General features: G+C 57.9%; 11 protein-coding genes. 4 read left to right on the top strand and 7 right to left on the bottom strand.

Annotation, left to right across the window (positions count from 1 at the left end):
- The first annotated feature begins 5 nt into the window (after positions 1-5).
- Complete coding sequence (locus FTW19_RS23750) at positions 6-902, top strand: helix-turn-helix transcriptional regulator (protein WP_187143150.1); 897 nt, start codon at positions 6-8, stop codon at positions 900-902.
- A 427-nt stretch (positions 903-1,329) separates the two neighbouring features.
- On the opposite strand, the gene FTW19_RS23745 is transcribed toward FTW19_RS23750, so the two are convergent.
- The 4 genes from FTW19_RS23745 to FTW19_RS23730 all read right to left on the bottom strand — a co-directional run bounded on the left by FTW19_RS23745 (position 1,330) and on the right by FTW19_RS23730 (position 4,804).
- On the bottom strand, positions 1,330-2,157 hold the full coding sequence (locus FTW19_RS23745; protein WP_187143149.1) for an alpha/beta hydrolase: 828 nt from the start codon (positions 2,155-2,157) through the stop codon (positions 1,330-1,332).
- Positions 2,158-2,281: 124 nt separating this feature from the next.
- Positions 2,282-2,656: an STAS domain-containing protein gene (locus FTW19_RS26520; RefSeq protein WP_147650040.1), complete on the bottom strand. Its 375-nt coding sequence runs from the start codon at positions 2,654-2,656 to the stop codon at positions 2,282-2,284.
- Positions 2,657-2,719: 63 nt separating this feature from the next.
- The gene (locus FTW19_RS23735; protein WP_147650039.1) at positions 2,720-4,126 is read right to left on the bottom strand and encodes an MBL fold metallo-hydrolase; all 1,407 of its coding nucleotides are present in this window, start codon (positions 4,124-4,126) and stop codon (positions 2,720-2,722) included.
- A 24-nt stretch (positions 4,127-4,150) separates the two neighbouring features.
- On the bottom strand, positions 4,151-4,804 hold the full coding sequence (locus FTW19_RS23730) for a peroxiredoxin (RefSeq protein WP_147650038.1): 654 nt from the start codon (positions 4,802-4,804) through the stop codon (positions 4,151-4,153).
- A gap of 129 nt (positions 4,805-4,933) precedes the next feature.
- Between FTW19_RS23730 and FTW19_RS23725 the strand changes: the two genes are divergently transcribed.
- Complete coding sequence (locus FTW19_RS23725) at positions 4,934-6,673, top strand: winged helix-turn-helix domain-containing protein (protein WP_147650037.1); 1,740 nt, start codon at positions 4,934-4,936, stop codon at positions 6,671-6,673.
- 13 nt (positions 6,674-6,686) lie between these two features.
- On the opposite strand, the gene FTW19_RS23720 is transcribed toward FTW19_RS23725, so the two are convergent.
- Entirely contained in the window at positions 6,687-7,601 is a 915-nt protein-coding gene (locus FTW19_RS23720) for an NAD(P)/FAD-dependent oxidoreductase (protein WP_147650036.1), read from the bottom strand.
- A gap of 484 nt (positions 7,602-8,085) precedes the next feature.
- Here FTW19_RS23720 and FTW19_RS23715 point away from each other — a divergent pair, with 484 nt between their 5' ends.
- Positions 8,086-9,033 carry a hypothetical protein gene (locus FTW19_RS23715; RefSeq protein ID WP_147650035.1) on the top strand — a complete coding sequence of 316 codons (948 nt, stop codon included), beginning with the start codon at positions 8,086-8,088 and terminating at the stop codon, positions 9,031-9,033.
- Positions 9,034-9,134: 101 nt separating this feature from the next.
- Here FTW19_RS23715 and FTW19_RS26225 read toward each other — a convergent pair whose 3' ends face one another.
- Together FTW19_RS26225 and FTW19_RS23710 are read right to left on the bottom strand one after the other, a co-directional pair.
- On the bottom strand, positions 9,135-9,371 hold the full coding sequence (locus FTW19_RS26225) for a hypothetical protein (protein ID WP_246153469.1): 237 nt from the start codon (positions 9,369-9,371) through the stop codon (positions 9,135-9,137).
- An 87-nt stretch (positions 9,372-9,458) separates the two neighbouring features.
- Positions 9,459-10,295, bottom strand: a complete 837-nt coding sequence (locus FTW19_RS23710; protein ID WP_246153468.1) for a DDE-type integrase/transposase/recombinase — start codon at positions 10,293-10,295, stop codon at positions 9,459-9,461.
- A 640-nt stretch (positions 10,296-10,935) separates the two neighbouring features.
- Here FTW19_RS23710 and FTW19_RS23705 point away from each other — a divergent pair.
- On the top strand, positions 10,936-14,367 hold the full coding sequence (locus tag FTW19_RS23705) for an SMP-30/gluconolactonase/LRE family protein (protein ID WP_147650034.1): 3,432 nt from the start codon (positions 10,936-10,938) through the stop codon (positions 14,365-14,367).
- Positions 14,368-14,498 lie beyond the last annotated feature (131 nt).

Here is a 14,498-nt window from a genome sequence, read left to right as displayed (position 1 = left end):
GCCCCATGCTCCAGACGATAACAGCCTCTCATAAATCATTGACGCCCGTCATCGCTCCGGGGCCGGCGAAGGTCCTGTTCACCAGCCGGGAAATCGATTTTCCTGAGCCGGTGTTGATGGAGCGGTATGTCTGTGAGCCGGGAGAGCGGGTCGAAGCCCAACTGGATGCCTATGTCGTCTCCATGCACCTGGCGCGTTCTACGGTGTTCGAGCAACGCACACCATTGGGCCGGTTCAGAAACATCGTAAAGTCAGAGGGCGCAATCACCCTGTTTCCGGCGGGCCGCATTACGGAGGTAAAGGTGAAGGGGGCGGCGGAGTTTGCCTACTGTGCCTTCGCGCCGGAGTACATGCGGGAGGTCATGGAAGAAGAGTTCAGCGGACGTTCAATCCCGCTGCACATTCGCACCAATCTTCACGACATCCGTCTGCGCCAGCTCTTCGAAAGGCTCATCGCGCTGCTGCAAAGTGGCTCTCCCTGCGGCCGGCTTTATGTCGATTCGCTCACGCACGAGCTTGCGATCCGCTCCCTCGAACTGCATGCGGAGCGAGCCTCAGCGTACCGGGAGAAGATCTCTGCATTGCCGCCGTACGCATTCCGTCGCGTTGCGGAGATGCTCGGCGACAACCTGCATGCGCGGATCAGGCTGGGTGATCTGGCATCGCTGTGTGGCTACAGCAGAGCCCATTTCCTCCGCATGTTCCAGGTCACTACCGGCGTTACGCCCTATGAGTACCACATGCAGATGCGCATCCACCATGCGATGACATTGTTGACGTCGTCGACAAGCCCGCTCATCGATATCGCCGCGGCATGTGGCTTCTCCAGCCAGTCGCATCTCGCAAGCGTCTTCCGGAAACGTATTGGAACGACGCCATCAGAGTTCCGGCGTCAGTTGTGAGTGAGTTTTCATCGCCGTCCCGAGTCGCCTCAAGAAACACTTTCGTTGAGGCCCTGAGCGTGGCTAACCCGCAGTAGAGGTTCGGCGACCGGAAACATAAGCGATGAAGGCCGGGGTCCCCAATGAACTTGTTCATTGGGGTGGAAAGGCGCGTTCTATACCAGCCGGGCAACGCCCCAGGTGTCCGGCATCCACAAAGGTGTTAAAGGGCTGAAGGCCCGCTCTATAGTTCATTCGTTGATATCTCCACCAACCTGACCTCAGCGTCTAAAGCCGCGTTGCGTTCAGGCGTCAATGCGGGACGGCTGAAGCCGTCCCCTTAAGCAATACATTCGCGCTATGCGCGAACGGGAGCTGCGCTCGAATCGTTCACTCAACGAACAAGTTCGTTCGGGACCCCGGTCTTCAGCGCTCATAGTGCACCCAATCAGCGATAAACAAACCCCAGCGAATACAGAAACTCCACCATCAACGCATTCGTTTCGGAGAGATACGGCTCCTTCTTATAGAACGAGTGCACCTGTCCGGGATAGATATGCAGTTCGCACCGCACGCCTGCGGCCTTCAACTGTGCTGCGTACCTGCGCAGCACATCCGCATGGATCACCGGATCATCGCTGCCGCTCATGATCAACATCGGCGGAACGTCCTTATTCACATAGCTCATCGGTGACAGCTTCTCGTCGTGGTGAAACAGGTTGCTTGCGTAGTGAACATCGAGAGCAGGGTTCAGCAGCACCAGAGCGCCCGGCCTGGCGGAGACGCGCAGATCATCTTGCGGATCGTCCCATCCCGCTGCGACGGCAGCAAACGCGGCGTTGTATCCACCGGCAGAGCTTCCGCCTGCCGCAATCTTCTTCGCATCGAGATGGAGTTCGGATGCATGCCTGCGAATCCATCGCATCGCGCTCTTCGTATCTTCTACGCAGATGCGCGGTTCCTCGTGCGAGTTGGCAGCAAGCAAACGGTACTGTAATAGAATCGCAACCGCACCATGCGCGGCGACCGCCTTCGCCTGATCGTTGTGCACTCCAGGAGCACCGTTCACCCAGCCGCCGCCGTGAATCAGCAATACAGCGGGGCGTTCCGCGGCGTAGTCCCGGGCGCCGACATCCTTCGGCTCGAGAATCCATAGCCCAAGCTCGCGTCCGTCGACGTTCTTGTAGGTGACACGATGGCCAACCGGCGGGTCCCACGTCTGCGCCGCCGCAGAGACGCTCAACGCCGCAATCCAAACTGCGCACCAGCGAAACATGATCTTGTTCATGCAAAGGAAAGGAGGCCACAATGGTGGCCTCCTCTGCAACCATAATCTTTCGCATTTCACCTTTAGTTAAACGCTTAGTTCTCCGAGTTGACGAGAACGCGGTAGAACACTCCTAATGTGCCAACGTCATCGGAAGCACGTTCTCCATCCTGGATGATTTAAACCGATTAAGGACGCGTTGATCTACTCCGGTGGCGATGGTGTGGATTCCTCTACATCGACACTCACGGCAATGATGGACAATCAGGCTGAGGCCGGCGAAGTCCATGTAGGGAACTTGCCTGAGGTCGAAGATGTGAACCCCACATTCCGTGTTACTCGGTGTTGATTCCAGGATATGGTCCAAAGCAACAGGAGAGATAGAACCGTACATGTGCCGTACGGTAAATGGTCCTGACAGTTGGAAGATCACCACGCCAGACGCCGTATCTTCGCGGCGCTGGATGCTGAATCGTACGCTATGGGAAGCCTGATGTTCGATCTTCATACTTCTTCCTTTCAAGACATATTGCAGAGATAAGGACTGGCTGTATTCCCGTTATTCAGATCTCTATGCCACGGCAGGATGGGGGAGTGTGCACGGAAGCCCGGCCGCCTTCCAGGCTTCGAAGCCGCCCATAAGGTTGACCACATTCCTGATCCCCGCGTGACGCAGAATGCTGGCGGCAATTGAGCTGCGATAACCGCTTTTGCAGTGCACGACGATCAGCTTTTCTGAAGGCAACTCTCCAAGACGCGCCTTCAGCTTGCCTAACGGAATATTCTGACTGTCCGGGATTGCGCCGGCTTCCACTTCCGCCATCTCTCGCACATCGAGCACCCTAACCTGATCCGGCTCGTTGTTGAGCAGATCAGCAAGATCCACCACAGCGACCTGCGGAATCGAGTCGAAGTCGAAGCCGCCTTTTGCCCAGCCGGCGATGCCGTCTTCCAGGTATCCTGCGACGGATTCCATACCGACGCGAGCAAGTCGCATCTGCGATTCACGCACGCTCCCGGGGTCTTCGCTCACGATAATGAGCGGCGTGTCCAGGCCGAGAATGCGAGCCGCCCACGAGGCATATTGGCCGGTGAGCGCGATATGGATCGATCCGGGCACGTGCGCCGCGGCAAACTGGGCCGATGGCCGCGTGTCCAATACAACGGCGCCCTCGTTTTGCAGGTGATGAACCTCTGCGGCGGGCAGCGGTGCAAGCCGCGGCAATTGAGAAAGCTGGCTCGCGCCTTTGCGGTTGAGGGTGACTTCACGGGCGAAATACTCAGGCGCCGCAGCGAGATTATCCGTGAGCAGGTGGATGAACTCCTCACTGCTGCGCGCCTGTAACGCGTAGTTGGAATGCCGCTGCTTTCCGATCGTCGAAGAGCTCTCCAGGCTCATGTTGCGCCCGCACAGGGAACCCGCTCCGTGGGCAGGATAGATCTCGGTATCGTCGGGAAGCGTCAGCAGCTTTTTGTGCAGACTCTCATACAGAGCGGCGGCGAGTTGCTGTGGTGTGTGGGTTGGTGAAAGGTCTGGCCTCCCCACGTCACCGACAAATAAGGTATCTCCAGTGAAGACGGCGGCCGGCCTTTCCGGCTGACCGCGATCCTGCATCAAAATGCAGATGCTTTCGAGCGTGTGCCCAGGCGTCTGCAGAAACCGGAGATAGCATTGGCCGAACTCAATACTGTCTCCGTCTTTGACGGCAATGTGAGGAAACTCAGCTCCGGACCCGGCGCCAAGATAGATCTGCGCCCCGGTGTGCTGGGCAAGTTCGAGATGTCCTGAGACAAAGTCGGCGTGAACATGCGTCTCGATGATGTACTCGATCTTCCATCCGTTCTGGGCTGCGGCTTCAAGATAGATATCCACGTCCCGCTGGGGATCGATCACCGCGGCCACGCCTTCGGATGCGACCATGTAGGAGGCGTGGGCGAGACAACCAAGGTAGAAGCGCTCGATCTGTACTGTTTGCATGACGCTGTCTCCTGAATGGTGTGGTTAGGACGGTTGCGCTACGAGACGCAGATAAGGCAACACTGTGTTCCAGCCCGCGGGATACTTCTCCCTGGCCGCTTCATCCGAGACGGCGGGCACGATGATGACATCTTCGCCCTGCTTCCAGTTCACCGGCGTAGCAACCGCGTGTGCCGTCGTGAGCTGCATCGAATCGATCACCCGCAGTACCTCATCGAAGTTGCGTCCGGTGGTCATCGGATAGGCGAGCATTAGCTTGATCTTCTTGTCCGGGCCGATCACGAAGACGGTACGAACCGTGGCGTTGGTGGCTGCTGTGCGGCCGTCACAGGCGTCTCCGGCTTCGGCGGGAAGCATCTCGTAGAGCTTTGCGACTTTCAGGTCAAAGTCGCCGATCATGGGGTAATTCACCGCGTGTCCCTGCGATTTCTCGATGTCCTCGGCCCACTTTTCGTGATTGTTGACCGGATCAATGCTGAGTCCGATAATCTTGCAGTTCCGCCTTTCGAACTCCGGCTTCAGTCCTGCCAGGTAGCCGAGTTCGGTGGTGCACACCGGCGTAAAGTCCTTCGGGTGAGAGAAGAGCACACCCCAGGCGTCGCCGAGCCAGTCGTGGAAATGGATGGTTCCATGTGTGGTTGCGGCTTCAAAATCGGGCGCGATATCATTGATTCTCATGGTCTTACGGCCTCCCAGTCAGTTTTAGGTGTTGGAGTTTCGCCGCTCCGCGGAAGCTCGATGAATCACTTGTACTGCTGTAGCAACGACTTATCCATGCATTCGAGATGAGCAAGAACTGAGATTTCGATGAGTGACTTCGCTAAGACCCTTCGCTTCGATGTCTTTGAACTTGATATGACTTCCGGGGAGCTGCGCCGCAACGGGGACCGGATCAAGCTGCCGCCGCAGCCATTCCGGGTGCTGGCGCTGTTGGTCAGCCGCAGTGGCGAGGTGCTGACGCGCGCGGAGATCCGGGAACGCGTCTGGCGTGACGATACCTTTGTCGACTTTGAGCAGGGCCTGAACTTCTGTATCCGGCAGATCCGCGAGGCAGTGGGTGACACCGCCGGCACGCCTCGTTTTATTGAAACGCTGCCGCGCCGAGGTTACCGGTTTCTTATGCCTGTCGAGACAGCGGCTTCCACGGTACCGAAAAGGCTTACGCGGCTGATCGTTTTGCCATTCCGTATCCTCCGGTCTGATCCGGCGACAGATTTTCTGGCCTTCAGTCTTCCGGACGCGTTGGCGACGTCGCTTTCCACCCTCAAGTCGCTGGTGGTGCGCTCCAGCCTGGCGGCATCGCGATTTTCAGCGGCCGATCCCGATTTCAGGAAGATCGCAGCCGAGGCGGATGTCGATCTGATCGTGACCGGTACGCTGCTCGCCGCAGGCGATGAGATCCGCATTGTCGCCCAGCTGACGGACGCCGCAAGCGGTACGTTATTGTGCTCGCAGTCGATGCAGACCTCGATTGGCAACATCTTCCGTCTGCAGGACGAGATCACGGAGTGCGTTGTGAACGCGCTGGAGCTGCGGCTCTCGGCCACGGAGCAGCGAATTCTGCGGCAGGATGTGCCATCCGATGCAAAGGCCTACGAATATTACCTGCGCGCCAATCAATTCAGTAACGATTCAAAGCAATGGGAAACGGCTCGAGACCTGTATCTGCGCTGCGTGGAGGCCGATCCTTGCTATGCACCGGCGTGGGCGCGGCTGGGAAGAATGCACCACGTCATGGCCAAGTTCATCTCTTCCGAGACCCCTGCGGAGCAACGCCGAGCGGAAGCGGCCTTCCGGCAGGCTCTCGATCTCAATCCCGATCTCGGTATCGCGCATAAGGGGTATGCGCAACTGGAAGTTGATCTGGGTCGTGCAGCCGACGCCATGAAACGTCTTCTCTCCCGCGCCCGGGATGCGGCAGATCCGGAACTGTTTGCCGGCCTGGTGAGCCCTTTGCGCTACTGCGGCTTACTCGACGCCTCCGTGGCGGCACATCGTCGCGCGATCGCTCTTGATCCGAAGATCCGGACCAGCGTCCAGCACACGTGGTTTCTGCAAAGGGACTATCAGCGCGCTGCGAATGCGAAGATCGAAAATGATCCGTACATCGTAGGCCTGTCGTCGGCGGAAGCGGGGCGAAGGGAGGAGGCGATCCACGGGTTGCGCCTGCTTGAGGAGAAGGTCGCGGGCAGGATGGGCCACTTCGCGAGAGCCTCCCGCAGGTTGATCGAAGGCGACGAGGCGGGAAGTATCGCTGCTGTAGAGGCCATCGTCTCCTCGGGGTTCAGCGATCCGGAAGGACTCTATTACCTCACCCGGCACCTGGCTCACCTGAGTCAGACAGACGCCTCCCTCAAGCTGCTCGAGCGCGTTGTTGCGAGCGGTTTCTCCTGCTACCCGGCGATGGTGTCCGATCCCTGGCTGGACTCGATTCGCGCATGTCCGCAATTTTCGGGGCTGCTGGATGTGGTGAAGGATAGAAGCCAGGCAGCGGAGGCCGCGTTCGAGTCGCTCGAAGGCCGTCGAACGTTGCATATGGAATCCTGAGCCGCCGCAGCGGTCAGCGGCACGAGGGCTGAGGCAGAGTAAGAGATTGGTGGCAGGAGATTCCCGCCGTCACTCCATCGGCAACGGCCCACGAGGCATTGTGTCCCGGACGTGCTGCATCGCCCGCTGCGTAGACTCCGTGTACCGTGGTCTGTTTGTCGGCGCCGGTGCGGATGAACGGACCGGACGGGCCTTCGTCAAATTCGCAGCCAAGCTGCTCCGCAAGCGCGCTTGACATGCGAGTGCGAGGATTCGTGAAGATCGCATCGACAGAGGCAACGCGCCCGTCCGCCAGGCGCAACCCGGAGAGACCAGGGGCCGCTCCGACTAAGGCAACCACGGGCGTTGTTTCAACAGACACTCCACGCGCGCCAAGCGCATCCAGTTGCTCATCGTTCAGTGTGAGCACGCCGTTCGTAAAGAGAGCCACGTGCTCGCTCCAGTCCGGCAGCAGCAGTGCTGTCTGCAAAGCCCGGTCGCTGGTCGCGAGTACGCCCAGGCGTTTTCCGGCTACTTCATATCCATGGCAGTAGAAACAGTGAAAAATGCTGATGCCCCAACGCTCCTGCAACCCGGGAAAGCCGGTGAGGTCATCGCTCACTCCCGTGGCAAGAATCAGGCGCGAAGCCGTGTGAATCGTGCCATCGGCCACGGTAACGCCGAATTTTCCTCCCGTCCTGGCTGCGCTGGTTGCCAGGCTTTCGCTGAGCGACACGGTGTCGTACGAGAGCAGTTGCAATCGCCCGTTCGCCAGAATAGCCTGCGGCGGTTGCCCATCGTGGCCGAAAAGGCCATGAGAGAACGGCGCAAACCGGTTTCTCGGCTTTCCGGAATCCAGGAGTAGAACTCGCCTGCGCGCCCGCGCCAGTTGCATCGCTGCAGATAAGCCCGCAAAGCTGCCTCCAACGATGATTGCGTCGTAGTCCATGGCAATTGAGTTTTATGAGCCTTCCCGGCTCGTGATACGGAGACTATCACGTATCGACAAATTTGATAGAGCCCATGCAAGGGGTGCCCCACATGAGAGCACCGGGAGATGATTTACGTTTCATACCGGGGAGAGAGCTTACAAGCCCCTCGCGAAGAAAGCGGCTCTGGTTCTGAATAAAGGCTGGCCAAGCCCGGTCTGAATTAAGAATATCTCCAGCCGTCGAAGCGTTGGGAATGTGGGAATCCCGCAGGGATTTCCAAGAGGAGAGGGAAGGGTGGAAAGCCGGTTTCATGGCTTTCCATGCTTTCCTCTCCTAGTCATTTCCAACGCTTTCCGTCTTTGCAACGATGTCGAAGTCGCGTATTGCCAACTAACGAGAACGGCGTTTCTCGTGACCATTAGCCCTTGTAGCCGTCCATTCTGGAGGACTTCAAATCCCAGTGGTCGTACGAGGTGAAACCACGTGAGAAAACCGAATGGCATGTTCCGAGTGTTGTCCGCTCTAGTTCTTAACCTCATGCTGGGAGTTCTGCTTGCGCAAGCAACCCGTATTGAGGGCTCGAATTCAACGTCTCCGATTTCTGCCGAAGAGGGAGTGTTGAATGCGTTTCAACAGTTCCCTCTTGTCGGCATAGAGGACTGGCATGGGCTCGCTCAGGAAGAGGACTTCTACGTCAAGCTGTTGAAGTACCCCCGTTTTTCCAAAGAGGTCGGGAATGTGGTGGTAGAGTTTGGCGGCGCGGCACAACAGACCACGATTGACCGATATGTTGCCGGAGAGGATGTCCCCTACGAACAGCTGCGAGCGGTTTGGACAGACACACTCGGCTGGCTGCCTACCGTCACAAATATTGGATATCTGAACGTCTTCGCAGAGATCCGAAGAGTGAACAAGGGACAGCCGCCTGCTGAACAGATTCACGTATGGCTTGGGGAACCTTCCATCGACTGGAAACAGATTAGGACTTCAAAGGATTTGCCCCAGTTCGCACAACGCGACCTGCACCCTGCGGAATTGATCAAATCGGAGATACTCGCCAAACACAAGAAGGCTTTAGTGATCTACGGAGGCATCCACTTCCGAGCAGCAGACAAGATGCGGGCGTTGGTCGAAGAAGCTTATCCACAGTCGTTCTTTGTCGTAGAGCCCTATCACGACCGCGCACAAGTGTCTGATGCAGCGGCTCTTGAACGGAGCATCACGCAGGGAAATGACGCCTTATTGCTAATGCGACAAGTGGCTCCTAATGGAGCCAACGCCTTACTTTACCTTGGACCGGTGTCGATTTTGACAGAGTCCCCTCGGACACCTGACCTCTACCTCGATGAAAGTTTTCGGCGTGAGATCAATCGTAGAAGCATGATCCTAACGGGCTCCCCTTTGCCTGAAGGCGTTCCTCCTGCGTCCCCGCAATATCTTGCAAAGTAGAGCCTTCGTTCAGCTTTACAAGTCGGCATATGGCAAGCAATCCATCGCCTCTGAAATCTGAGCGGGATGGAGCCCACAGTCTGGCCCATCCCGCTCCGAGGTCACGGACGAAGCCCTGGACGGAACCGAAGATCGTTGACATCGAACTCGCCTACTTCGAGATTGCAAAAGTAGATTTTGTAGAAGTGGTCTTCAACCTTTTCCAGACCGATGTCTTCCCCACGGAAGACCTCACTGATGAAGACGCGGCTCTTGTGCCAGCTAATATCGCCTGCATCGTTCACCCGTCGCGTCTGGAAATGAGCAGGATAAACGTAGGCCTTTGTGTAGCGTGGCAAGAGCCTTGTGCTTGGAGCGTACAAACTTCCCGGAGTTTCGTGATCGAGTGCTTCGTGTGGCCGTTCGTTGTTGTAGACGTGACGAAACTAATCAAACCGTTTCTGCTGTGCACGGATTGTCTTGGCAGCAGGGTTGGTCGTGTCCTGCTTCAACGTCCGGTGCATCCGTTCATGCCTGCCATTTTGCTGAGGTTTACCCGGCTGAATGCGCTCATGGACGATACCAAGACGTTGCCATTCCAGCGAGAGACGCGAAAGACCGAGAATTCCGGTCCCTGAGAAGGGTGCGCCGTTGTCAGTTCGAATTCGCTCAGGAACTCCGAACTCGCGCATAGCAGACTCGCAGATCGCACGAACATGCGCAGTATCCATGCGAGTAATGGCTTGACAGCGAATCAAGTAACGGCTGTGGGCATCCGTGATCGTAAAGGGATCGCAGCGTTGGCCATCGCCAGTACGGAACCACCCCTTAAAGTCCATGCACCACAGCTGGTTCGGGGCAGTTACCTCAGAGAACGGTTGCGAGTACGGTGTGGTTCTGCGTCTCTTGCGCACGGGATTAGTCAGCCCGGAGCGCCGGAGGATCTCTCCGATAGTGCTCGAAGCAGGCCAGACAACGTTAGGGTTCATGCGCTCCAAGCGTGCTTTCAGTTTGCGCGCTCCCCAGGATGGGAACCGCTTGCGCAAGGCCAGCACCTCGTTCACAAGTTGTTCTGGCGTCGCATGAGAACAACTGTGCGGCCTGCGTGACATGTCCAGCAGGCCCTCCGGCCCGACTTCGTTGTAACGCTTGATCCATTTGTATGCGGTTGGACGTGAGATGCCATACTCATGGCACAAGTCCGTTAGAGACATCTCTTCCTTCTGATAACTCGATAAGAACTGTAAGCGTTGATCCACAACGCGACTCTCTTTCCAGGACATAAACGCATCTTCTTGCGTCTCGGTCCTCGTTGAAGAGCCACTCTTCCCGTATCTGTAAACCTTGTCTCCGGTACTGCGTGTAAACCATGTCCCCGGTACCTACTCACATACGCGAAGCTTATGTGGGAGTCTCGGGGTTCCGGCGAACCGGTTCGTTGGGGTGATGCATCGAGCGCAACCCCGATCCGGGTGGGAGACGCGAGCTTCAGCCCGCGTTTGTTGGTGCAATGAGGAATGTCTTTTACGCCTTTATCAGCGGGCTGAAGCCCGCTGATCACCGCAGCCAGCAAGCTGGCCGGGGACCCCGCTGCTCCCACCAGCGCCTGCAGCGCTCGCTCTGAGAGTTTTACTGTGTGAAACAAACTCATGCTCTTGCAGCAGTGCTGATGACGCTTGTCGAGGAAGAGAGCACGGTTCAAGAAGATCCGCATTGCTGTTGGGAATTGCTTCGATCAAGGAAGCAGGCCCTGCCATGCGGGCAAACGTAGAAAATGAAACGCATTTCGTTGAAGAGATTAGGTGAGGCATCCGTATTGACTCGCCTTTACACCGCACATTAGAAGGCTCGTGGAATTTACAACACCACCGTGCTAAAGCCTTCCGGCCATGAAGAAAAGGCAGAAGGCTTAGGAGATCCCCTATGCCTGCAAAACGAGGTTGGTCAGCATTCTTTGCGATCACCTGTCTCTTCCTGCTGCTGATAAGCGCGACGATCAGCCATGCTCAAGCGAGCTACACAACGACCTGGGTAGGCAACACGTATTCGACTACCCCCACGTATGTAGGCAATGCCATGCGGTCCATGTGGGTAGCGCCTGAGGGCGTTATCTATACCGCTTCCATGTGGGACGAAAGTCAGGGAAGCATCAACATCTACCAGAATGGCCAAAAAACAGGCACCATCGGCGCGCACGGCGAAACCATGGGCGGGTCGATCAGTGGCGATGGCACGTATCTCTTCGCCGCGCTGCAATACAACACCACCCTCGGAGGCAGCGGCTATATTGGCCGTTACAACCGCAGCACCCACGTGCGGGATCTGACATGGTCGGCGAGTACGGATAAGACTGAGCGGCGCGCGGATGTGATCACGGGTATCGCAGACACTGGAACGCTGGTGTATGTCAGCGATCATCCTGACAACCTGGTGCGTTGCTACACGACCGCTGGCGTGTGGCAATCGGATTGGACCCTCACCGATCCCGGCGCGATCGCGGTTGATGGATCGGGGAACGTATGGGTCGCCCAGATGAACGAGGGAACGATCCAGGAGTTCTCCTCGTCGGGGACCGTGTTGAACACCATCAGCCTGGGTTCCAGCGCGAGGCCTTCGGCGATGTACTTTGACAGCGTGAATAACCAGTTGATGGTCGGCGACCAGGGGCCGAACATGAACATCCAGATCTACGGAAACTTGTCGAGCACGCCGACTCTGGTTGGAACCTTTGGTGTGCAGGGCGGATATCTCGACACCACTGCGGGAGTCAAGGGACAGACCGGTAGCCAGCGCTTCACCCGCATCGTTGGTATCGGGAAAGACAGCGCCGGAAACCTGTACGTTCTCAACAATCCCTGGGGAGGAACCTGGGATCTTGGACGCAACGGAAAGACCGATCTTCACGCGTACAACAGTTCCGGCGTACTTCAATACACGCTGCAGGCACTGAACTTTGAAGGCAACGCCGCCTTTGACCCCGGCACCGACGGCGCCTACTTATACGGTGGACAGGACGTTTTCTCGGGTACGGGCGGCGGAGGATACGTTGGCAACAGCGTCGATGCGCTCGACTATCCGACAGATCCGCGCGTGGATGTGACCAACAACAGCCGCGGCTTCGACTTCGGCATCATGACCAGCGTCAACGGCCATCGCATCCTCGCGGCCACCGGTCAGAACCCTGACCTCTTCATCTTTTCTTATTTCCCCACCGGCCAGTACGCTTCGGTTCCTTTCGGCACTTTGCCGGGCCAGACCAGTCCGGCGGGCTATACCAACTACTTCAATACCCTGGCCCGTGTCCGAAACGGGTTCTGCCTCGACACGAATGGTGATATCTGGGTTGGGCTGGATAAGACCAATGCGATCACGCATTACCCGCTGACGGGCTTCGATGCCAATGGCAAACCGATCTACGGAACACCAACAACCACACCGACTCCGTCGACCATCGCGCCGCTGGCAGGCATCGAGTACATTCCATCTACCGACACGATGGTCCTGATGAACGGGAACGGCACCGATTGGACCTCGCTGGGCGGCCGCGTTGAGGTGTACCACGGCTGGATGGCGGGCAACACCACCACTCCCAACCAGGTCATCAACCTGAAGACCACGCAGAACCCCAAAGGACGCGCCGCGGCGGGCAACTATCTGTTCATCTCGTATGTCCATACCGTGCCCGATATTGATGCTTACAACCTGACGACCGGCGCCAATGACCTGACGATGACCACTGCCAACTCCAACGTGGCGGTGGGCAACGATGTGGATTCGATGTATGGCATTCGGGCTTACCAGGCGAGCAATGGCGACTACCTGGTCAGCAAAGACAATTACAACAACAACTCGATCGTCATCCACAGGATGACTGTCGGTACTCCGACGCCTGACTTCAGCATCTCGGATACACCGAGTTCGCAGACGGTGACGCAGGGCAACAGCACCACCTATACAACGACGGTCAGCGCACTGAATGGCTTCACCGACACGGTGAATCTGAGTGTGAGTGGATTGCCAACCGGAGCTACCGCCAGCCTCAGTCCGACGTCGGTCTCCGGCTCGGGAAGCTCAACGCTGTCAGTTACGACGGCAACGACAACTCCAGCAGGCACGTATACGCTGACGATCACAGGCACCAACGGCACCGTGACGCACACCGGGACAGTGACGCTGATCGTGCAGGGACCGGCGGACTTCAGCATCTCGGCAAGTCCTAGCTCGCGGACGGTTACGCAAGGCAGCAACGCCACCTACACGACATCGATCAGCGCTGTGAATGGCTTCACCGGTACGACGAGTCTGAGCGTGAGCGGCTTGCCTACCGGTGCCTCCGCGAGCTTCAGCCCAACGTCAGTCGCGGGTTCAGGTAGCTCGACGCTGACAGTCTCGACCGCAACGACAACTCCAGTGGGTACCTACACCCTGACGATCACGGGCGCCAGCGGTACCCTGACGCACTCGGCGACAGTGACGCTGGCTGTACAAGGACCGGCGGACTTCAGTATCTCGGCCACACCGAGTTCGCAGACGGTGACGCAGGGCAACGGCACCACCTACACAACAACGATCGGCGCGCTGAACGGCTTCGCCGATACGGTGAGCCTGAGCGTGAGCGGGCTGCCCACCGGAGCCACGGGCAGCTTCAGCCCAACGTCGGTCACTGGTTCGGGAAGCTCGACGCTAACCGTTTCGACAACGACAGCAACTCCTGCGGGTACCTACACACTGACGATCACGGGCGTTGACGGCAGTCTGTCACACTCGGCGACAGTCACCCTGGTGGTGAATACGGCTACAGGTCTTCCGACGGGTTGGACCGATCAGGACATCGGCAGCGTGAGCCTTGCCGGTAGCGCCAGCTACAGCGGTGGCACGTATACGGTGACCGGTTCGGGCAGCAGCATCACCGGCACCGCCGATCAGTTCAACTATGCATACCAGACCGCGGGCACCAGCTACACCATCACGGCCAGGGTGGTCAGCATGACCAACACCAACAGCGGAGCGCAGGCAGGCGTGATGATCCGCGAGACGCTCGCCACCGGCTCGACGATGGCGAACATCAACGTCACACCTGCGAACGGTGTCACCTGGGTCACTCGTACGACGACAGGCAGCGCTACGAGCGGCAGCAGAACCGCCGGCCTCGTGGCTCCCTACTGGGTTCGCGTCGTTCGCAACGGCAGCACCTTTACCGGCTACTACTCCTCGGACGGTGTGACCTGGACCCAGCAGGGCACGGTCACCATTTCGATGGCGAGTAGTGCATACATCGGATTGGTAGTCAGCAGCAGGAATAACGCCCAGTTGTGCACCGCAACCTTCGACAATGTGTCCATCACTACGCCTTAGCTGAGGGAAGGCAAGGCAGAACCACCGAGATCTCGCCCGCATGGGCGAGATCTCAGCGTTTAAGGGTTACTGGGGCGTATCGACAAATTCGACTTGAGTATTGAGCGCTGAAGGCCGGGGTCCCCGATGAA

Origin of the sequence: Terriglobus albidus, from assembly GCF_008000815.1 — a bacterium.
GTDB lineage: Bacteria > Acidobacteriota > Terriglobia > Terriglobales > Acidobacteriaceae > Terriglobus > Terriglobus albidus_A.
This window is presented reverse-complemented; position numbering and strand designations above follow the sequence as displayed.

Bases quoted from the DNA above. Each gene is read 5' to 3' on its own strand.
- FTW19_RS23750 (WP_187143150.1), top strand. From the start codon at position 6: ATGCTCCAGACGATAACAGCCTCTCATAAATCATTGACGCCCGTCATC.
- FTW19_RS23745 (WP_187143149.1), bottom strand. From the start codon at position 2,157: ATGTTTCGCTGGTGCGCAGTTTGGATTGCGGCGTTGAGCGTCTCTGCG.
- FTW19_RS26520 (WP_147650040.1), bottom strand. From the start codon at position 2,656: ATGAAGATCGAACATCAGGCTTCCCATAGCGTACGATTCAGCATCCAG.
- FTW19_RS23735 (WP_147650039.1), bottom strand. From the start codon at position 4,126: ATGCAAACAGTACAGATCGAGCGCTTCTACCTTGGTTGTCTCGCCCAC.
- FTW19_RS23730 (WP_147650038.1), bottom strand. From the start codon at position 4,804: ATGAGAATCAATGATATCGCGCCCGATTTTGAAGCCGCAACCACACAT.
- FTW19_RS23725 (WP_147650037.1), top strand. From the start codon at position 4,934: ATGAGTGACTTCGCTAAGACCCTTCGCTTCGATGTCTTTGAACTTGAT.
- FTW19_RS23720 (WP_147650036.1), bottom strand. From the start codon at position 7,601: ATGGACTACGACGCAATCATCGTTGGAGGCAGCTTTGCGGGCTTATCT.
- FTW19_RS23715 (WP_147650035.1), top strand. From the start codon at position 8,086: ATGTTCCGAGTGTTGTCCGCTCTAGTTCTTAACCTCATGCTGGGAGTT.
- FTW19_RS23710 (WP_246153468.1), bottom strand. From the start codon at position 10,295: ATGTCCTGGAAAGAGAGTCGCGTTGTGGATCAACGCTTACAGTTCTTA.
- FTW19_RS23705 (WP_147650034.1), top strand. From the start codon at position 10,936: ATGCCTGCAAAACGAGGTTGGTCAGCATTCTTTGCGATCACCTGTCTC.